Origin of the sequence: Wolbachia endosymbiont of Drosophila willistoni (assembly GCF_040084705.1) — a bacterium.
In the GTDB taxonomy this organism is placed as follows: Bacteria; Pseudomonadota; Alphaproteobacteria; order Rickettsiales; family Anaplasmataceae; genus Wolbachia; species Wolbachia pipientis.
In genome coordinates, this window is the sequence record NZ_CP157591.1 from 1,151,888 (window position 1) to 1,172,361 (window position 20,474).

Annotated in this window: 22 protein-coding genes, 1 tRNA gene and 2 pseudogenes; 11 read left to right on the forward strand and 14 right to left on the reverse strand. The window is 35.1% G+C overall.

The window, feature by feature from the left end; all coding sequences use genetic code 11:
* Window positions 1-142: 142 nt before the first annotated feature.
* From ABL518_RS05930 to ABL518_RS06625, 4 genes and pseudogenes are all read right to left on the reverse strand, one after another.
* On the reverse strand, window positions 143-904 hold the full coding sequence (locus tag ABL518_RS05930; protein WP_010082470.1) for an alpha/beta hydrolase: 762 nt from the start codon (window positions 902-904) through the stop codon (window positions 143-145).
* 1 nt (window position 905) lies between these two features.
* Entirely contained in the window at window positions 906-1,433 is a 528-nt protein-coding gene (locus ABL518_RS05935; protein WP_010082469.1) for a c-type cytochrome, read from the reverse strand.
* Window positions 1,434-1,873: 440 nt separating this feature from the next.
* Window positions 1,874-2,380 (reverse strand): annotated as a pseudogene (locus tag ABL518_RS06620) (transposase); the annotation flags it as partial.
* Between the two features lie 51 nt (window positions 2,381-2,431).
* A pseudogene (locus ABL518_RS06625) lies at window positions 2,432-3,129 on the reverse strand (IS4 family transposase); the annotation flags it as partial.
* 200 nt (window positions 3,130-3,329) lie between these two features.
* Here ABL518_RS06625 and ABL518_RS05945 point away from each other — a divergent pair.
* The 7 genes from ABL518_RS05945 (at window position 3,330) to ABL518_RS05975 (ending at window position 8,493) form a co-directional block, all read left to right on the forward strand.
* The gene (locus tag ABL518_RS05945) at window positions 3,330-3,476 is read left to right on the forward strand and encodes a hypothetical protein (protein ID WP_182309098.1); all 147 of its coding nucleotides are present in this window, start codon (window positions 3,330-3,332) and stop codon (window positions 3,474-3,476) included.
* A 412-nt stretch (window positions 3,477-3,888) separates the two neighbouring features.
* A complete protein-coding gene (locus ABL518_RS05950) occupies window positions 3,889-4,533 on the forward strand; it encodes a hypothetical protein (RefSeq protein WP_010962848.1) in 645 nt (214 codons plus the stop codon).
* The gene (locus tag ABL518_RS05955; RefSeq protein ID WP_095742754.1) at window positions 4,530-4,877 is read left to right on the forward strand and encodes a hypothetical protein; all 348 of its coding nucleotides are present in this window, start codon (window positions 4,530-4,532) and stop codon (window positions 4,875-4,877) included. Before ABL518_RS05950 ends, ABL518_RS05955 begins: the two co-directional genes overlap by 4 nt.
* A gap of 102 nt (window positions 4,878-4,979) precedes the next feature.
* Window positions 4,980-6,248 carry a proline--tRNA ligase gene (gene proS / locus ABL518_RS05960; RefSeq protein WP_022626352.1) on the forward strand — a complete coding sequence of 423 codons (1,269 nt, stop codon included), beginning with the start codon at window positions 4,980-4,982 and terminating at the stop codon, window positions 6,246-6,248.
* A complete protein-coding gene (locus ABL518_RS05965) occupies window positions 6,245-6,616 on the forward strand; it encodes a holo-[acyl-carrier-protein] synthase (RefSeq protein ID WP_010082456.1) in 372 nt (123 codons plus the stop codon). Before proS ends, ABL518_RS05965 begins: the two co-directional genes overlap by 4 nt.
* Window positions 6,617-6,627: 11 nt before the next feature.
* Window positions 6,628-6,882, forward strand: a complete 255-nt coding sequence (locus ABL518_RS05970; protein WP_010962852.1) for a hypothetical protein — start codon at window positions 6,628-6,630, stop codon at window positions 6,880-6,882.
* Between the two features lie 114 nt (window positions 6,883-6,996).
* Complete coding sequence (locus ABL518_RS05975; RefSeq protein WP_095742755.1) at window positions 6,997-8,493, forward strand: proton-conducting transporter membrane subunit; 1,497 nt, start codon at window positions 6,997-6,999, stop codon at window positions 8,491-8,493.
* Here the strand turns inward: ABL518_RS05975 and ABL518_RS05980 are convergent.
* The 5 genes from ABL518_RS05980 to ABL518_RS06000 form a co-directional block, all read right to left on the reverse strand.
* Window positions 8,490-9,152: a hypothetical protein gene (locus ABL518_RS05980; RefSeq protein ID WP_010082435.1), complete on the reverse strand. Its 663-nt coding sequence runs from the start codon at window positions 9,150-9,152 to the stop codon at window positions 8,490-8,492. The two genes, ABL518_RS05975 and ABL518_RS05980, sit on opposite strands and share 4 nt — an antisense overlap.
* Before the next feature lie 68 nt (window positions 9,153-9,220).
* Complete coding sequence (locus tag ABL518_RS05985; protein ID WP_022626354.1) at window positions 9,221-10,015, reverse strand: hypothetical protein; 795 nt, start codon at window positions 10,013-10,015, stop codon at window positions 9,221-9,223.
* 73 nt (window positions 10,016-10,088) lie between these two features.
* Complete coding sequence (locus ABL518_RS05990; RefSeq protein WP_038199127.1) at window positions 10,089-10,910, reverse strand: AAA family ATPase; 822 nt, start codon at window positions 10,908-10,910, stop codon at window positions 10,089-10,091.
* A gap of 17 nt (window positions 10,911-10,927) precedes the next feature.
* Window positions 10,928-11,515 carry an L-threonylcarbamoyladenylate synthase gene (locus ABL518_RS05995; protein WP_006280292.1) on the reverse strand — a complete coding sequence of 196 codons (588 nt, stop codon included), beginning with the start codon at window positions 11,513-11,515 and terminating at the stop codon, window positions 10,928-10,930.
* Window positions 11,516-11,633: 118 nt separating this feature from the next.
* Window positions 11,634-12,104, reverse strand: coding sequence for a hypothetical protein (locus ABL518_RS06000; protein ID WP_010082479.1), 471 nt, complete (start codon window positions 12,102-12,104; stop codon window positions 11,634-11,636).
* Between the two features lie 75 nt (window positions 12,105-12,179).
* Between ABL518_RS06000 and miaA the strand changes: the two genes are divergently transcribed.
* A complete protein-coding gene (miaA, locus tag ABL518_RS06005; protein ID WP_010082478.1) occupies window positions 12,180-13,073 on the forward strand; it encodes a tRNA (adenosine(37)-N6)-dimethylallyltransferase MiaA in 894 nt (297 codons plus the stop codon).
* 3 nt (window positions 13,074-13,076) lie between these two features.
* Here miaA and ABL518_RS06010 read toward each other — a convergent pair whose 3' ends face one another.
* Complete coding sequence (locus ABL518_RS06010) at window positions 13,077-13,904, reverse strand: hypothetical protein (RefSeq protein WP_038199131.1); 828 nt, start codon at window positions 13,902-13,904, stop codon at window positions 13,077-13,079.
* 296 nt (window positions 13,905-14,200) lie between these two features.
* Between ABL518_RS06010 and recG the strand changes: the two genes are divergently transcribed.
* From recG to ABL518_RS06025, 3 genes are all read left to right on the forward strand, one after another.
* Window positions 14,201-16,222 (forward strand): ATP-dependent DNA helicase RecG, encoded by a 2,022-nt coding sequence (recG, locus tag ABL518_RS06015; RefSeq protein ID WP_010082476.1) that lies wholly within the window; start codon window positions 14,201-14,203, stop codon window positions 16,220-16,222.
* Window positions 16,223-16,817: 595 nt separating this feature from the next.
* Window positions 16,818-17,018, forward strand: coding sequence for a hypothetical protein (locus ABL518_RS06020; protein WP_010962861.1), 201 nt, complete (start codon window positions 16,818-16,820; stop codon window positions 17,016-17,018).
* 162 nt (window positions 17,019-17,180) lie between these two features.
* The gene (locus ABL518_RS06025) at window positions 17,181-17,468 is read left to right on the forward strand and encodes a hypothetical protein (RefSeq protein WP_010962862.1); all 288 of its coding nucleotides are present in this window, start codon (window positions 17,181-17,183) and stop codon (window positions 17,466-17,468) included.
* 15 nt (window positions 17,469-17,483) lie between these two features.
* On the opposite strand, the gene ABL518_RS06030 is transcribed toward ABL518_RS06025, so the two are convergent.
* The 4 genes from ABL518_RS06030 to walE1 form a co-directional block, all read right to left on the reverse strand.
* Window positions 17,484-17,942, reverse strand: coding sequence for a hypothetical protein (locus ABL518_RS06030; protein WP_251371759.1), 459 nt, complete (start codon window positions 17,940-17,942; stop codon window positions 17,484-17,486).
* Window positions 17,943-18,077: 135 nt separating this feature from the next.
* Window positions 18,078-18,152 (reverse strand) — tRNA-Gln (locus ABL518_RS06035).
* Window positions 18,143-18,478: a divalent-cation tolerance protein CutA gene (cutA, locus tag ABL518_RS06040; RefSeq protein ID WP_006279213.1), complete on the reverse strand. Its 336-nt coding sequence runs from the start codon at window positions 18,476-18,478 to the stop codon at window positions 18,143-18,145. The genes ABL518_RS06035 and cutA overlap by 10 nt, the downstream gene beginning before the upstream one ends.
* A 441-nt stretch (window positions 18,479-18,919) precedes the next feature.
* On the reverse strand, window positions 18,920-20,443 hold the full coding sequence (walE1, locus tag ABL518_RS06045) for an actin bundler (RefSeq protein ID WP_010082451.1): 1,524 nt from the start codon (window positions 20,441-20,443) through the stop codon (window positions 18,920-18,922).
* Window positions 20,444-20,474 lie beyond the last annotated feature (31 nt).

Consider the following 20,474-nt stretch of genomic DNA (forward strand, 5'->3'; position numbering starts at 1 on the left):
CGCCGCGGTATCTCAGCCGCTAACACGTAGCGGGATGACGGTTTTTCAAATTGTCGGTAAATCTAAGTCAGTTTAGCTATAGGCAGCAATTTTCTGTATTTATTTTAAGTTGAAGAAAGCTCAAATGAAAAATCGTGTTTTGCTAAAAATCACAGAATGCAGTCTGGTTACAAAATTCTCTAATGGTCTTAAATAAAACTTCCAGTGAATGATTGTCAGACATATTGTGCTCTGCTGATTTTATTAAGTGTACTTCAACATCGGTTGACTTAATTTTTTCAGCTAAATTCAATGAAGTTTGATAAGGAACATCTTTATCATTAATGCTATGCAGCAAGCGCACAGGACAGTTTATATCTATTGTCTTTTTGTTTAAAAGAAGGTTCTTTCTGCCATCTGCGATCAAATTTTTAGTTATTTTGTATGTACAATGCTCTGAAGTAAAATCTATTACACCTTTAGAATCTAGTTCTTCTTTTTGCTTGCCTGACAATTGCTTGAATATCAAATCTTCAGTAAAATCGGGAGCAGACGATATACCAATTAGTGCTGCAATTTTTTCTGGAAATTGAAGGGCAGTGAGCAACATCAGCCATCCTCCCATACTTGAACCTATAATTATTTGTTTATCGCTAGTTAATTCACTCATTACTTTAGCACAATTTTTTTGCCAATCACTTATCGTGTAATCAATAAAATTACCACTTGAATGACCGTGACCAAAATAATCAAATAGCACAAGTGCTACGTCATTTTCTTGGCAAAATTTGTAAATAGCAGTTGCTTTAGTTCCATCCATATTGGATGCAAATCCACCGAAAAAAACTACAGAAGCTTTCTTTCCTTGTAGCTTTCGATATGCTATGTGACCATTATTTCCATCAAACAATTTACAATAATCCATACTACTTTGGCAAAGCAACCGGGCTATCACTCAATTGATGCAAATAACTAACTAGATCTGCAATTTCTTGTGGATTGGAAATACCTGCAAATGCCATACGTGTACCTTTTATATAGGCTTTTGGGTTCTTTAAAAAGGCAAATAGCTCCTCATACCCCCATTTTCCACCTCTTTCAAGCACTGCTTTTGAGTAATTGAATGAGTTACCAAGATGGGCCTTTTTATTTCCAACTATGTTCCATAAGTTTGGTCCTACTTTATTCATTCCACCTTTCTCAAAACTATGGCAGGCTATACATTTTTTTGCTGCTGATTTACCTTTCTCAAAGCTAGCATTCTGCATGAGCGCTCCAATATCAAGCGCCACTTGCTCGATTTTTTGCTGGAACTCATTGCTGCCAGCAGCTACTATCGTTTGGTGTTCAATCTTATATTCTTCTGGACTGTAAAGCATATCAACTACATTACTAACTATCATAATGATTAGCCCAGAAAGTAAAATCGATGCTGCAATCTTATTAAGCTCCATAGTTAATTTTTATTAAGTAATGTTACTTAAATTATGCGAATATTTTCGCAAATAGCAACCAATTACCTTGAAGCTCGCTAAAGATGAGAGTCTCTATAGCTAACCCAAGAAAGGTTTTCCTACGTCCATACCGCCGCGAACCGTCATACCGCGATTCATTCGCGGTATCTCAGCCGCTAACAAGAGATCCCGCTAACAAGTAGCGGGATGACGAGGTTCACTGCCATTAAGTTAAGGAAAGAATGGTTAAAAACTGAACTAAAAAGTCAGAAATAATTAAGGATTTATGACAAATACTGAAACAGAATAGAGTAAACTTTAAAGCAGATAAACTCTGAAGTGTAAATTACTTAAGAAATAGTTTGTTTAGAAGTCATTTTACAGGAGCTATGGCAATAAGCTACCCAGTTATTATCAGAAGATATGAATACTACCTCTAGTCAAAATATGTGTTTTCCAACCCTTTTTTGGTAATTGAACGAACGAAGATAAGGTACCTTATGACGATCAACTTTCCTTCCCTTTCTTACCGCCAAAGTGTTCATCAAAAATAGCTTTGATAATTGATCCATAATGCAGTCAGTATCTGATTCCGTAGCAAAAATGTCGAAAGCCAAGTTTTTGATCGCGTTAAATGAGACAGATTTGTTAATGCTCCTCTTAAGCTTATCATCGGTTAAGTCCATATTCAACGCTTCTTCTACATCTTCTGTCATAACACTTTCTAGGTTGCTAATAAAGATAGCTGACCAAAAATCCTGTTTAACAGACTCAACACTTTTTCCTGTAAAATTTTCTAGACTTAGTCTTCCTTTGAGTTTTGCAAAAAATGTCTCAACTCCCCAGCGTAAAAAATATAACTCCTTAAATTCTCCAGTTTGAAACTTTTGTTCATCCATTAATGATGTAGCTAACACTTCAATTTCACCAGATGGCAGTACCACTTTGAAGCGTTATTCCACTATTTTCTTGTTTTATCTTACGCTGAGCACATATGGTAACCTCAACACTAGATGGGCTTTTTTCTTCAAACATAGCATTCACTTCATTAAAAGATGATCTGGGACATCGAATGACATAAGCAATTTTTCTTTTTGTAAGGCTAGAAAGAAATTTATAAGATAAATATACAAATCAGTAAGTCATTAGTATTTACAACTTTAAGCATTCCATCTGCTAAGTTAATTTCATGAGTGTTACCTCTATCTAACACTGACCTTATGGCAACATTATTTAGCACATCTTAACAAACCGCAAAGGTTGCACTTGCATAATCACCTAAATCTTTTGGTTTTTGGTTACGTATTTTTCTTGAGCCAAATTCATTTTTTATTTCAACGCTTGTTGGTAAAATGATTTTGGAGGCATCAAGAGCTAACACTCTAAAGCCAAAACAAGTTTTAAATTTTTGGTCTTGGTAGTACAAGGAAACCACACCTTCGTTAATTTCTGAAAATGCACTGTGTTTCATTTTTTTTCTTGCTTGACTAAAAGCACTAGCAGTAACGGTATAGTCTTTTTTCCTATATAAAATAAATTCGTTTAGTATTACTTGCAGCGACTTTACACTTTTTCTTAAAATTAAGATAAATATGTCAATAAAAGATAACTTCCTCTTTCTCATAAAATCTTTTGAAGATGATTTATGGGATTCTATAAATTCTAGACTTGCCAATTCATTTTGAATAAATTTTATTACTGCCTTTTTTACTCATACTACCTTTAAACTTATTGGTATACATCATTATCCCATAAAATCTATCTTTTTTCCTTAACTTAATGGCAGTGAGACGAGGTTATCGTCATGCCGCCACGAACCGTCATACCGCGATTCATTCGCGGTATCTCTTAGCCGCTAACAAGTAGCTGGATGACGATTGTCAGGGTGTAATCCCAGTGCTCCTTTTTTTGTCATCCCAGTGCCCAGACACTGGGATCCAGGAAAGTTTGCTTGTAAGCAAGCAAACTAGCACAGAAAGTGGTTACAACATTTTCGATGAGATTATATGGAAAACTGGATCCCAGTGTCAAGCACTGGGATGACAAAAAAAGGAGCACTGGAATGGCACCATTTGTTATGTTTAACAAAGTTCGTACTTAGCTTCATGTTAGCCATAAATATTTAAGAAATTTACCAAATGGAAAAAAAGGCAAAAGAAGCCCCATGGTTAACTAGTTCTGACACTGGTTTCCATCCAAGACGGCAGTAGCCCCTTCGGTGTCATTCCAGTGTCAAGCACTGGAATGACAAAGGAGAGCAGTGTCAGCTACTTGGATGACACCTTTTTTCTACTTAGTGTGGGTTATACAAGAAGTCTATTGTATGGCTATTGCTGGTCGTATATTACTTATAGCTTATCTATTCAAATTGCAACTTTGTTTTTCATAATTAATTATTGACAGAAATTATTAATTGGGTTATTATTAAATTATCGTTAACAAGTGAGGCAAAGAAATGATGATATCCAATAATTCTTCATTGCTAAAAGATAGTCAGGAGCTTACTAAAACTAAGCAGACTATATGGAAACCTTTAATTGCTGTTTCATTATTATCTATATTTAGTTTCATATCTGGTCAATATCTTCCTTATGTTATTATAGCAGTTTCTGGTTCTGGTCCTATTGCAGCAGTTCCTTTAGCAATTTTTGCTGTTTCTACGGTTGTTGCACTTATTTCAGTGACATATCTTGTTAAACTGGCTATTTCTAGAGATGATAATAAGAAAGAAGTAGGTCTTAATGGACAGAAATTCGGCCATACTCCATCTCAAGAACCACAAAAATTTGTGTGTAAAAATTGTACTAATCTGGAGAATAAATCAAATGTACCTACTCCTCAATCACCTCCAGTAACGTTTGGAACACAACCAAATCCAAGTCCACCGCCGCCACCTCCTCCATTGCCACAAGATGCTGCACTACCACCTCCGCCTCCGCATTTTTTTACAGCTTCCAAGCGTACGGAGCAACCTAAGAATGATGCACCGAAGAAGGCTGGTGAACCTGAGAATAATAATCATTCTACTCTGTTTGAACAGATAAGAGGAGGTACTACGTTAAAAAGAGTGGGCAGCAACAAAATTTTACAAATGAATTGAAAGCAAAATTAGAAAATAGTGGGGGCACTGACAAAAAAGAAACACCAGAAGAGTTTGCTGCAAGAATAGATAGGGAGCAAGCAGAGAGAAAGAAGTCGGATGATAATGATTCAGATTGGACAAAGAGACTTAAGGAGAGAGCAGCAGTCATGCAATTCTCAGATAGTGAAGAGGAGTCACCGGTACCGCCAAGTTCGTGTGTTGATTCACCACAAGTAAATAATGTTGACTCAGTGGATAATGAGGTGCAAGATTCACCTCCTCTTTCTGTTGAGGATCGCATAGCACAGTTTGGTGGAAAAGCGTTGCGATGCCAAAAGGAAAATGTTGTACAAGGACTATGATAACTATGAAATGGTCAGCCATGCACTTCCCTTCCTTTTCAAAATAAGTTTACCTACAGGTCTGATTGTATTAAGATTACTTAATACAATCAGATCTATTATATGCGCTTATCCAAATATTACCTGCCAACTCTAAAGGAAAAGCCTGCCCATGCTAAAATTATCTCCCATCAATATTCTTTGCGTGCAGGTTTAATAAAGCAGATAGCATCTGGCATCTATACGTGGTTACCACTTGGTCTCTTAGTGCTTAAGAATATTGAAGATATTATCAGAGATGAAATGAACAAATCCGGTGCTATTGAAGCATTAATGCCTTGTGTGCAACCAGCAAGTCTTTGGCGAGAATCAGGGCGTTACGATGATTACGGTAAGGAAATGCTACGCATAAAGGATAGGCATGAGGAAGATATGCTTTTTGGTCCAACGCATGAGGAGATAGCAACTGATTTAATTAGAGATGTGGTAAAAAGTTACAAAGATTTGCCACTTTGTTTATACCAAATTCAATGGAAATTCCGTGATGAGGTAAGACCACGTTATGGTGTTATGAGGGGCAGGGAATTTTTGATGAAGGATGCATACAGTTTTGATGTAGATTACGAAGGTGCACTGAATTCATATAATTTGATGTACAAAACTTACATAAAAATCTTCAAACGCATGGGATTTACTCCAATTGGAGTTCGAGCTGATACGGGGCCAATTGGAGGAAATTTGAGCCACGAGTTTCATATATTGGCAAACACTGGTGAGAGCACTTTATATTATGACAATAAATTTTCTGAACTACTAGAGAGTGAAGATATTGAAAGTTTAAAGAGTATATACGCAGTTGCAGATGATATGCATGATCCTGAGACTTGCCCTATATCACAAGAGCAGTTAAATGTTAGTAAAGGTATTGAAATAGGGCATATTTTTTATTTTGGCGACAAATATTCAAAGCCTATGAAGGCAAGTGTTACTTCTCAAGATGGAAAAAATGTCAATATACATATGGGTTCGTATGGCATTGGGGTTTCAAGACTTGTTGGTGCGATAATAGAAGCTTTTCATGATGATAAGGGAATTATCTGGCCGGAGGAGGTAGCTCCTTTCAGAATTGGTTTAATCAATTTACAAACGAAAGTAACGGAGGCTGCAGATAAAATATACAAAGCTTTGAAGAGCGATGAAGTGCTTTACGATGATACGGAAGGGAGTGTAGGAGTAAAATTTTCTAGAATGGATCTGATAGGCTTGCCGTGGCAAATAATTGTCGGAAAGAAAGCAGTAAGTGAAAATATAGTTGAAGTAAAAAATAGAGCAACTGGAGAGGTAAAGGAAATGCAGATTGAGGAAGCAATAAATCACTTTAGCGCAAAATGATACACGGTATCGGCACTGACATAGTATATATACCAAGAATATTGAGAATATTACAAAAATACGGGGAAAAATTTCTCAATAGAATCTACACTGAAAAGGAAATAGAGCTAAGTAGAAAGTATAATAGTCAAGAAATGCGAGCAAGGTATTTTGCTAAACGCTTTGCAGCAAAAGAAGCTTTTGTTAAAGCACGAGGTAGTGGTCAGGGTATTACAATGAAAGATATAGAAATATACAATGATGTAAGAGGCAAGCCATATCTTACCGTTAGCAAGGATTTTATCTCCAAAATTCATCTTTCTTTAAGTGACGATGGAGATTACGCTACTGCATTTGTTGTAATTTGCGTCTATAGCTCACACAGATAAAGTTTACTCTTTTGTCATCTTATGGCTTACTGTATGAACATTCATTTTTAAAGGTAAACTGCACAGCAAATGGTCAGTGCTTGACACTGTCCTCCTTTGTCATCCCAGTGCCCAGACACTGGTTTTCTGCAATCTCATCGAAAACGTTTTTCTATGCTAGTTTGCTTGCTCACAAGCAAACTTTCCTGGATCCAAGTAGTCAGGGCACTGGGATGACATCTTTGTTGTGTTTAACAAAAACAAATGTTCGTACAGTTGTGGAATGAATCGCAGTATAGCTATAGCATACACAAACGACTAGTTTGCCAAAAAAACATAGCGGTTTTTCTATGATTTTAGTATAATTCTAGCTTTACCTAAACAAAAAGATGAATTATTTAATGGACTGTGTTTTAACGTCTCTTTCCTTACCATTTTCAATTACTGAGAATTATTTATTAATTACTGCGTTGATTCCACTTTTAAGTGCGTTAGTTATTTTTTTTACTGGTAAATGGCCCGGAGTGAACAATAGTATTACTGTCACTTCTTCTGTACTTCTGTTTACGTATACGTGTCTGTGCACTTTATATTGGGTATATGGTGATCATTCTCAATTTATTCTCATGGATTTTGGTAATAATTTGCACATTAGTTTAAAGCTAGAGTCTACCGGAGTAATATTCAGTTTATTAATATCGTTTTTATGGGTGCTGACCAGTATATATGCAATATGTTATATGCAGAATAACTATGCTGATAGCAATCACTCAAGTTTTCTATGCTTTTTTTCAATATCGATTGGCTGTGCAATGTTTATTGCTTTTTCTGGAGACTTGCTCACTACATTTATCTTTTATGAGCTTCTAACTATTAGTACATACCCTCTGGTTACTTACAACTCAACAAATGAATCAATGATTGCAGGACGCTATTACTTTGGCGTGCTATTTTTCTCTTCTTTGGTATTATTTTTTCCTGCAATAGGCCTTTTATATCATGAATTTCATACTTTAGACTTTGTAAGCGGTGGAATATTCAAATTTGATGCTTCACTCATCACTTTCATTGCAGTGTGTTTTGCTATGCTGATTTACGGAATAGGAAAAGCTGCATTAATGCCAATGCATTTTTGGTTACCAAAAGCAATGGTTGCACCAACTCCTGTGAGTGCACTACTGCACGCTGTTGCTGTTGTGAAATCCGGAGTTTTCATCATCATAAAAGTTATATTATACACTTTCGGCGTCGATAATATGCAACGTTTTGTGCAGCAAAATTGGTTTGCTGGAGGGTGGCTTCCGTACGCTGCTGGATTTACTATTATTACTGCATCATTGATTGCACTAAAGCAAAAAGAATTAAAGAAATTGCTTGCTTACTCTACCATCTCTCAATTGTCGTATATTATATTATTCGCTTCAATTTTTAGTGATCTCAGCATGAGGGTTGCAATTTTTCAATTAGTTTGCCACGCATTTGCAAAAATCACTTTGTTTTTCGTTGCCGGAGCAATAATAACGAGAGCAGGTGAGAAATATATAGATAAGATTTACGGTATAGGACGCAGTATGCCAATTAGCATGACAGCATTTGCTATAGGTGCATTGTCTATGATAGGGGTGCCTCCTGCTCCGACTTTTTGGGGTAAATTTCTCATTTTTCAAGCTGTTTTCAACTCTGGCAATGTAATACTTTCTGTGTTTGTAACTCTAGTGTTAATTGTTAGTACTATACTCAACGCTCTGTACTTTTTACCGATAATTTACAACGCCTTTTTCTTAAAACCTTCTCAGAATTACTTTATTAAAAAAACACCAATTCTTCTAGTTTTACCTCCAGTTATTACTGCTATGTGCACTTTGGTTATTTTTTTTAGCTACCAAGTAATATTTTAAAATCTGTATTTATAACCATTAACAATAAATTTAAATGGTATTATACCAGCCAGAGTTGCTTTTATATTCGACAAAGTGAAGCTAATCTCCACAGTATCCTCCTTATTTTGCTCGGTTGTAAAAACTACAGTAGCATTTCCAGCAAATGTAACTAAGTCCTTGGTCGATCGATCAATAGATAATGTTATTACATTTATGTTGGCGATTTTTCTTTTAGATAAAGACAAATTACCAGCTTCATTATTCGTTTTTTCCTGAAAGCCTTGATAGATTTTATGTATAGAATTGTTTCTTATAAAATTTTCTTGGTACTTCGGTTCAACGATCTTAATGGACTCGTATATTTCAATGTATTTACTTATTAAGTACCTCGCTGTGGAAGTGTATTCATCTTCCTTTTTACTGAAACTAAGCTTATGCATTGCAGAGAACTCATCTTCTGTGTGGTTCATATACTTCACAAAATTTAAATCTTTTTTAATAGGAAATAACAGGTATATGTTTAATGTTAATAAACATAAGCATACTAGGAGAAGCGATACTATTAATGCCATCCAAGATCTTTCTGCTACACAAAACAGATACCTATGGCAGTACCATTCGACTGCTTTACTGAAATAACTTTTGTTTTTTACTGATTCAAGCAATTTATCTTCCATAACACAATACTACCAGACCTAATCGGATCATTATAATAACAATAAGCTTAGATACTCTAAAAAAAACTTTAAAATATGTCTAAATTTTCCCAAATAGGATGAATGATTATATCACCTTGTTCTGCAATGAGGTAGAATTTATCGATTTTGCTCACATCTATATTTATCATTTTTACACTGAAATTTTCAGGATCATAAGTATTACTTTCTACACTTTTGTGATAATTATAATAATGTAATTTATTTTGATCATCAAAATAACCAAATTCATCAGCAAAGGTTCCCACTTTTCTACCTTTACCACTTTTGACTAGCTCAAATAGATCAATTACATGGTTTTGGGATCCAGGCTCAATAGGCCCTTCTGCAGCAAAAAATTTAGGTGCATGACCAATGTATTCCTTAAATTTTAGATTATGAGTCTTTTTTACACTACCAAAATCCACAAATTTATATTCATCTGAAATACCAGAATATTGTGGATCATACTTTTTATATTCAAAAAACTCATTACCTAAAAAATTACAAAACGTTAATTTATAATTATCATGATCGGATTTTACGACTTTAAGGTAATGAAAATCTCCAGGAATCTTTACTTCCTCTTCCGTAATATGATTACGTACAACAAGCTCACCATTTAGCATATGATAGCCAATTTTTGGCAAAGTAGCTATATTGATTGTCTTGTTTAGCTTAAAATTTGCTTCATAAATGCCACTTAACAACTCCTTTCCTTTTTCTAGGGTTATGTCTTGATCTGAAGCTATATTCTTAATTAAGCTTAATTTTTTCTGCATGTTCAATATGGCTTTCGTCAAAACTTCTATTGATTGCCATACAGTTAATTTATTATCAGTCAAATTATATACTTCGAGTATTAAATTAACAGAATTTTATCATGAATTTATGTTAAAAGTATTATACTTTGTAAACTTATGTCATGATATTAACTACATTAGCTAAAACATGCTTTTTATCTAAGTGGAGTTGCTTTGCGGCAACGAAAAGTTCATCTATTTTTTTCCACTGACTTAGCAGAATTTCAACACCATTTACCTCTCTCTTTATGCTTTCTAAAATGAAGGCCTGAATTATATATGATGCTAGTTCTAGTTCGATTTCGCTATTAATTACTTTATTAATCATATTGGGATTCTTTAAATCATGAAGAAATTTATAAAAGCATTTGTATGCTTCATAAGCATCACTACTTATTGTATTTATTATCATTCCTGGCATTCCAGGAAATAAAGTAATCATTTCGTCAAACGTTTGATTATCAAATTTACATTGAGATGAAGCAACTTGCTTTGTTTCATCATAAGTTAATGGGAGTAAATTTAGCTGAAAGCACCTACACCGGATAGTGGTTTGTATATCATATGGCTTATGGCTAATTATAAATATCTTAGAATTTTTTGGCGGCTCTTCTAATATTTTCAATATTGCGTTTTTAGCGTTATTAGTCATTGCCTCTAAGCTATCTATTATAGCTATTTTGTGTTCTGATTGAATGGGACTTAAGTGTAGAAAGTTTTTCATTTCTCTGACTTTTTCTATTCCGATAGTATCACCTTCAACAATGTGTAAGTCCAATGCTACTTCATTATAGTTTTTTATGAGTAACCAATTGGAGAAGGATTTTGCAAGTGTTGCTTTTCCTATACCTTTTTTACCACAGATCAGCCAAGACTGAACAGATAAGTTGTTCATTATTTTTTTTTTGGCTTGGTTGTGGCCTATTACTTTTTTCATTCTTTCTCCTATAGATTTTAGTTTGAAAATGCGTTGTTTACTGTTTGTAATGAAATTGCACCTTCCCTTAAAACCTTAATCTTATCTTCGGTTAAGTCAATAATAGTAGATTCTATACCAGAAACTAGTTCGTCATCTTCAATCACTACAGATAAATGTTGCTTAATGGATTGTGGTATATCGTTTGCCTTACATACACTTTCTTTTCCTGAAATATTTGTACTAGTTGCAACTATTGGAACTTTCAGTTTGTTTAGTATTGAAATTGCAATAGGATGCTCAGGAATTCTGATACCTATACTATCTTTAAAGAATTCGTTTGGCAATATGTTGTTGTTTTTAAGTGGTAAAATATAGGTAATTGGTCCAGGAGAAAAGTGGTTTATTAAATCAATATATCTTTCCTTTACCTTTGCTATTTTTGTCAAATTGTAAATATCACTAACAAATATAGACAGTGGTTTATTTTGAGAGCGTTTCTTTATCTGATATATTTTTCCTATAGATTCATTATCTAGTGCATTACAAGCAAGAGCATACACTGTTTCTGTTGGAAAACACACTAATAAATTGTTCTGTATTGCATTTATTATTTTAGATACCATATAGCTAAAAACTTATTCATAACAACTAGATCAGTTTTGTTGCACTGTATCTTATATAGTAACTGCTAGTTTTTGTAAACGTAATGCAACGCAGCTTACCATTTGTTATGCAGATTTGCTACAACCCAAACTCTTCATTGACTTTATCAATTATTGCCTGTGGTGGATCCTCTCCCCATCCTGAATACAAAATCTCTCCATAGTCTGCAACATCTATAGAGCCAGTTCTGCTTTTTGCTAGAAACATTTCTCTTTTCTCTTTATCAACTAATACATAATGCCACGCTGATTTTCCACGATCTTTACCACGGACTAAGTATATAAGATCTGACCTACTTCTTTTTGTTGCATCAGCAAAAGATCTTTCATTGACAGTTCTGCTTTTACTTTTTATGCCGCCACTTTCAGAAAAAGCTTCCTTGGATTCGGTTTTTTTGCCTGCTAATTCAGAAATTTTTCCTTTTTCCCCTAATGCCCGTTCTTTGGTGTTTTGAGACGAATACTTACTGGAAAAACCTTCCCCTGTACCGCCAGGAGTCCTGTTTGTGAAACGCTTAGTAAATGAATTATTGTCGTTGTTTTCTGCCATAAAAATCTCCAAACTTTAGATTGTAGAATCCAAACTTTTACTACACTTTATCATATGTTAATTAAATTAATATAAATGAAAAATAATATAGTAATTATTACAGGAATTACGGCCTCAGGTAAATCAGAATTATGCGATAACCTGAGAGAAAAATATGGAAATATTAGTATAATAAATTGTGATTCAAAGCAGGTATACAAAGAAATTCCCATAATTACTGCTCAACCACTAAAGCAAGAAGAATTTTATAAATTATATGGTTATGTTTCAGCAAAAGAAAATTATTCCGTGGGTCTATGGTTAGAGGATTTAGAAAAAGAAGTTAATCACGCATTAGAAAATGCTCAAATACCTATCATCACTGGAGGAAGCGGGCTTTACATCAGCAGTTTCATCAAAGGCTTATCATCAATGCCACAAATAAGTCAGGAAGTGAGAAAAAACGTAAGTGAGCTCAGGAAAAATTTAAGTAAAGAGGAGTTCTATAAATTAGTATTAAGCAAAGACTCAAAAGTTCAAGATAAAATCTGTATTAATGACTCGCACCGTCTTTCAAGAGCACTTGAAGTTATCACTGAAACTGGTAAGACAATCTTTGTATGGCAAGAAAATAGACAGCCTCCTTTATTCGATAATTTTAAGATATATACAATTTTGCCTAAACGTGAGGATGTATACCAAAAAATAAATTCTCGTTTTATCAAAATGATCGAAAATGGAGCAATTGATGAAGTAAAAAAGCTACTTAGTATGAACTTAGCTCCAAATTTGCCAGCTATGAAAGCACATGGAGTGCCAGAAATTGTAAAGTATTTGAAAGGTGAGATTACTTTAGACGAAGCGATACAGATTGCTCAAACAAACACAAGACACTACGCAAAACGCCAGTACACTTGGTTTAAAAACCAGTTCCCAAGTTCTGAAGTCATTGATTGTGCAAATGAGCTAACAGCGCTTGAAATATTTTAATTGTTAGTTTCCAGGTGTATTTCCATACTCATTGCTATGAATGGGCGGTTCCATATTTTCCAGATGGCTGTTCACTTTTGGTGGCTTATCCAAGCCATGCTCTATTTTTATTTTAAAAAATCCAAGCCTCTCGCAAAATTTCTGAAAACACTCTTTTATAACGTCAAACAAGTTTTTATCACCTATATTATAGTCCTTCAGTCTCTTAGGAACAGTAAGTGACAATTTACCATCTTCATATGTTACATTTTTATCACCTTGAGACTTAAGTGTGAATTCTAGCGAGCTATCCAATTTACATAATTCTTCTTCCAGTTCTGCAAAAGTGCGAACTGCAATTTTTTCTTCAATTCTGATTGCCGCATGACTTGGATCACTACAATTAATATGTGTTACATGATTAGACTGAAACAATAACCCATATGTTTCAGCCAAATGAAGGATAGGTCCTCCTTTACCATACAATGCACCCACATAAGCAGCCTGGTTACAATTAGTGATTAGTTCTTCTAGAATAGAATCATTTGGAACTTCTGCTTCAGCATATTCAAATAGCTCTGTAAAAACTTGTTTTACAAATTGGCGGTACTTATTTTTGTCATTTGAAATGAGGTTGGTATGTTTATTATATAATTCATCAACAAGCTCTTTTGTTATAACTTTGTTCTGAATAACAAGTTTCATTCTTGGAAGATCTACGTACATAGTTGCACCAGAATTCGCTTCAGCATTATCTTTACCAGCCCTCAACCTGCTAAAACCAAACTTTTCTGCTTGAGCTCTTAGTGTAACTATTGGATTTTCCTTTTCTTTTGGTGTAGAGCCGTTCATCATTAATACCTTGATATAGACTGCTAATGGTATAATAATACATAAAAATGATTAATAAGTTAATAAAATACCTACTATAAGCCCTATGATAGCAAATATAGTTAGGGGTAACTTAGGCTTACCGACGATTTTAAAAACAACAAATTCGTCATTCCGTTACGTGTTAGCGGCTGAGATACCGCGAATGAATCGCGGTATAACGTTAGAGAGCTGTGCTAGCTATAGTGCATACCTGACCATAAGGTGACAAGATTTTAAAAAGGCTCTATAACAGTTTTACACATGTATGAATCTCAATGAGCAATCAGATTTTTCTAAATAGCAGGCTGGAGAATATACCTAAGTTCCATTCCGCAATATTGCCTAAACTTTGTGGTGGGGACAAGGTGGTGGATCTGCTGTTTTATAAGCCACTTAGTTATGTGGATAGAAGCAAGTTACTATCTGATGCTCGAGTTGGAGAATTTACAACTTTCATTGCAAAAGTTTATGAGCATCAGTCGCCCACTTTTAGAGGTAGACCATATAAAATAATCGTTGAAAGTGAGAGTCAGTATATATTCATAGTCTTTTTTAATTACTCAGTTAAGTATTTATATAAACTATTTCCAATTGGAGCGAATGTGATCATCAGTGGCAAACTCGAAAAATTTGCTGAACATTGGCAAATTACTCATCCAGATTACGTGTCGCTTGACATCAACCAATTTAAAGAAATAGCTTGCATAGAGCCAGTTTACCAATTATGCCGTGGCATTACCAATAAGCGCATTGGGAACATAATAAGCTCTAATCTAAAGGAATTGCCTGATTTACCAGAGTGGATAGATGATACATTAATCAAGCAAAAAAAATGGTTAAGTTGGAGGGAAAGCATCATAAAGTTGCACAGACCAAGCTCATTGGTGGAAGCTGAGGTTTGTAGAAAAAGGCTTGCTTATGATGAATTGTTTGCGTATCAGCTAGCGCTGAAACTTGCAAGAAAAAATCATGTGAAAGAAAGGGGAAGAGAATTTATAATATTGAGTAAATACAAAGAGCAAGTTTTAAATGAATTGTCGTTTCAATTAACAAATGATCAAACTCGTGCAATAGATGAGATCTCAGAGAGACAAAAATCCAAGTATCGCATGATAAGCTTGCTGCAAGGTGATGTTGGTAGTGGCAAAACCGTAGTTGCACTTTTTGCAATGATAAATGTGGTAGAAAACAACATGCAGGCAGCTCTAATGGCACCGACTACTATCTTGGCGGAGCAACATTATAATTGGATTGAGGAAGTTTTATCCTGTACCGATATAAAAGTTGCGCTGCTTACTGGTAAAACTTCGCGCAAGGAAAGAAAGATTATCATGAACGAACTTGCAAGTGGTGTTTTAAATATAGTGATTGGCACTCATGCACTATTTCAAGCTAACGTTACATTTAAAAATTTAGGGCTTGCAGTCATAGACGAACAACAGCGATTTGGAGTGATGCAGAGAAATCGCTTGGTAGGAAAAGGAGAAAATGCCGATATACTTTTCGTTACTGCAACTCCCATTCCAAGAACCTTGCAGCAAGCTATGTATGGTGATGTTGAATGTTCAATTTTGAAAGAAAAACCAAAATCCAGATTGCCAATAAAAACTGTAACTATGAACATTAGTAGGGTGCCAGATGTTATTGAAAAGCTAAAAGGTGCTATAAACAGGGGCGAAAAAGCATATTGGATTTGTCCATATATAGAAGAAAACGAAGAGACCAATATTGCTGCAGCAGAGATGCGTTTTCAGGAATTACAAAAAACATTTCTTGATAAAGTCGGGATAATACACGGAAAATTGACTCAGGAGCAGAAAGATCAAGTTATGTTTTCCTTCAAAAGGAATGAATTTTCTCTGCTTGTTGCAACCACTGTGATAGAAGTTGGTATAGATGTGCCAGATGCAACCATCATGATTATAGAAAATGCAGAGCAATTTGGGTTATCACAATTGCATCAGTTAAGAGGCAGAGTAGGGCGAGGAAACAAGCCATCTTTTTGTGTATTATTATACGATAATTTAAGTAAAAGCTCATCTTCAAAGTTAAAGATCATGTGTGAGTCACAAGATGGATTTTACATTGCTGAAAGGGATATGATGCTAAGAGGCAGTGGAGATATTTTAGGCACAAAACAATCAGGATGTATGGAATTTAAATTTGCTGATTTATATCAGGACAAAGAGCTGCTCAATCTCGCGTATAATAACGCAAAAGGCGCAATGGCTGATTTTGAATTACTGCTTGATATATTTGAATATAGGAGTAGATTACATTTTTCAAAATTTCAGTAGGAAAACCAGGTAGCCCACAGAAACGAAAAAACTTACTTGACACCCTTCGCCAGCGCCCTTATCATGATAGTGAAGCTATTGTATTTGCTTTCGCCAATCTGCAGATTAAAAGGTAAGGATTACTTAATGTATCGGCGTCTTATGTTCAATTTTTTGCAGTATATAGATACTGTATGTCTTTACAAAACTTCATCTACATCTAGATTTTTATCTAAATAAGCTGAACGCGCTTATAAAGCGTTACAAGACATCAAAAAATGCCAATACTCGACAGAGATAGTAAAAGACTAGCTAACTCGGGGATTCTTTGTCTTTTTTTCTGCTTAGTAAATTTCTTAAACATTTGCAGCGTAAGTTAGTTGCAATTAAAAGCGGCTGAATCTCGCTTGTCAAGCGTTTAAAACATAAAAAACGCCAATATTTTAAAGCGGATAATAACCACGGGGCTTCTTTTGCCTTTTTTTTCATTTGGTAAATTTCTTAATGTTTATGGCTAAACGACAACCGTCATCCCGCTGCTTGTTAGCGGGATCTCTTGTTAGCGGCTGAGATACCGCGAATGAATCGCGGTATGACGTAGATTGCTGTCATTCCAGTGCTCCTTTTTTTGTCATCCAAGCAGCCTCCTATGGTGTCATCCCAGTGCCCAGACACTGGGATCCAGCATTTCACACAATCCCATCAAGAACGTTGTATTTTACATAACACTTTTATGCTTACCAACCCAGTGTCCAATCAAAATTCCTGGATCCCAGTGTCTGGGCACTGGGATGACATCATAGGAACACTGGGATGACACCATAGGGGCACTGCCGTCATAAAGGAACCAGTGTCAGCTACTTGAATGACATCATGGGGGCGCTGGCCTGACAACCGTCATCCCGCTGCTTGTTAGCGGAATCTGCTGTGGCGACATAAACTCAAATCATTTCAAATTTCAATCCAAAGAGGTATCATTATGTCAAACAACTTCAATTTTAAAGAATTTTTTAACCACTATGAAACAAATAGTACGTCAGATGATATACAAAGGTATTATTTGCTGTGGAAATCAGTAATAGCGCAGGCAATGATTGATGCAGCAAGTAACTGTAAAAAAACAGAAAGCTTGGTAGAAAAACGTAAGGCAATTTCTTGGTTGTCAGACTTTAGTCAAGATTTTGTGCACACATGTATATTGGCTGATTGTGATCCGGTATACGTAAAAAATAAAATACAGCCAACCTTAAAAAGCCTTACTAGATAAAGCCTTTTTATATACTTAATGAGGTTTACTCCTTTTACCGAAAAAAATATAATTCAATCTCCTATCTATAGTTGCCTCTATATCTTTGATTAATAGCTGCTTTATCATGTTTACTTTTCGCTTTGCATCTTGAGTTTGACGCTCATTGTTACCACTGTTATTGCTATAATTATTCTTATCACTATAACTACTGCCACTTGGTTTGCTACTGTTACTGAACTCACTACCCTTTTTTCTTCTTGTGTTGAGTATCTGTATTATCTTTTCCTTTAAAAAGGACTTCCAGCCTGTGCCAAGTAATAATTTATAGAGAAAATGCGGAGTAAGAAACGCCACTAATATTCGAATAGAAATTCCGTAACCGAGATCTTCCCTATTTTCATAATACCACTTGCAATATTGAAACAAACGGTAAAACGCATTTTTGAAAGAGCAAAATTCTACAGCATACCAAAAACCATTGCTGAGAAACATGAGCACAATGCTGAATGTGTAAAGATACATTGTGAAGAGAAACAGTTTCACAATTATATCTTTTAGACTACCTAATATATAATTCAATAATCTTAATTTATAGAAAAGTGATATCATTTCACACCCACTTCAATATGGCTGGGGTGGAAGGATTCGAACCTTCGCGTGGCGGTATCAAAAACCGCTGCCTTACCACTTGGCTACACCCCAATACTACTTACATCAATAACACTATTAGCCCAATTAGTAAAAGATTTATTTGCTTTTTCTATGGGCATCACAGCAATAGCTGGCTGATCATAAGAATGCATTGCTTCGATTTTTTCTACAATTTTATCAACTTGATCATTCCTGCTCTTCATAATTGCCACTACTTCACAACTATTACTAATTTTACCTTCCCATAAATACAGAGAATTCACTTCGGGAAATATATTTACACATACAATTAATTTCTCGTTTAACAATTCTTCAGAAACAGTTTTAGCCTCCTCAAAATTTGAAAAAGTTGTATAAACCAAAACTAAATTATTCATTAGTAGCTACATAAATGCATTGCTACTATACTCTACCGAGATTTATTCATCAAGAGAAAATAACGCCAGCGCGTACTGTATGAACATTTGTTTGCAAAGGTAGTATGTTAAGTGTTATAGCTAGTTTGCCTCAAACGTAAAGGTGTCATCCCAGTGCCCCTGTGATGTCATTCCAGTGCTTGACACTGGAATCCAGTTTTCCATATAATCTCATCGAAAACGTTGTAACCACTTCCTATGCTAGTTTGCTTGTAAACAAGCAAACTTTCCTGGATCCCAGTATCAGCTACTCGGATGACACCTTTCCTAGCAGAGAAATCACAATGTTCATACGGTTGTACGCATACCGCTGGGATCTAGGATTTTTCTATAGTTTAAAAACAAAAAAAGGACGTTACTCATTGAGTAACATCCTTTTGGAGAAGGTAGAAGTTTTACTTATTACACTGTTCCTGGAGTTGCTGTAGCTCTTGAGTTGACAGGTTCTGCACTAGGTTGATCTAGAGATGCGCGTCGTTTTGCCAACTTTTCTTCGAGTTCTCTGTCAAATTCTTCTTTTAAAGGAAGAACTTGTTTTCTTGTTAGCGTAGAAGAACCAGAACCCATTCCACTATCAGTAGAATTACTGTGAGTGAGAGTTCTGTTACTCAAACTATCCAGGTTTTGCTCCACAATAGGATCACTGAGAACATCTTCACTGAAAGAACTTTGTCCATTTAAGTTAGTCAATGAGGCGCTTCTAGGTAGTTCTGGTGGAGCAACTGGAGTAAGCTTAGGAGTTAAGCTACTAGATGAATTGCTTCTACGGACTGTTGCAAAGTTCTGAGAATCTGAATCAGAGACAGTAGCAGTACTTTCAGTTCCTATAGAATTTAGTGAATTGCTTTTTGACAAGCTGTTAGATTGTTCAGAGCCTTTTCTTCCCAGTGAAGAGAATGATGATGACACAGACCTAGTTAAACTTTTGACAGAAGGCCTGTTAGCTTTTTTCTCTGCTCTGTCAAACATATTGCTTACGCTTGAGTACAAATGATTTTCTCTACATTCTTTAATAACCTTCTTAATTTCATCGTGATGTTCAGAGAAAACACTGTCGATGAAATAACTACCTTTAGGTAATGACCTTTGTGTTAACAAGTTATGCAAGCTTTTTTCATTTAAATTATTAATGAATTCTTTCTGTACTTGCCATCCAGAAGTATGTTCAATCTCCCCTGATTTTGCCTTCTCTGCCATTTTTAAATCAATTTCTGACGATATTCCAGAAAGTATATTTTTCACTAACCCAGAATTATTTCCTTTATCAGCAAAAATTGCTTTCATATCATTTCTTATTTCGTCAGATTTCTTAATTGCATCTGGAGTAAACCTTTTTACCTTATCTAAATAGTCCGTCTCACCAGATGCCTTATGGAACTTATTTGCCACTCCTTCGCCTACAAAACTAGCGCCTTTTTTCAGTGAATCTACTGAATGTTCATAACCTTCTTTCACCTTATCTTTAACATGCATAGCACCATCTCTAACTTTTCCGGCAGCGTATGTTGATGCGTCCTTAACTTTCCCAGCAGTATATTTCGCCCCATCAACTGTTTTTTCTGCTGACCACTTGAGCCCTTTATATCCAGATTGAACTGCTTTTACAGCGACTTTTACAGCGAAATATAAAGCAAGACCAACTATAGCACCCGGTATAGCAAGTGTTGCACCAACTGCCAAAAGTGGTAGTACTGCCGTAAATAATCCACTTGCTGTACTTACTACAAGAATCTTATCTCCTTGTTTCATCTTAGAGAATTCTGTATCTCCTTTTAACAGGTCAGTCATTCTTTCTTTTAGCTTCTTGTGATCATTAGCAATATCTGAATTTGGTAGATTTTGCATCGTTTTATTCAAATCAAAACTATCTTCTGGTTGGTTTTGTTGAGTTCCAACAGAATTTGAATTTTTTTCATTATGTAACATTTTAAACCTCACTATTAATTAAATATATTAT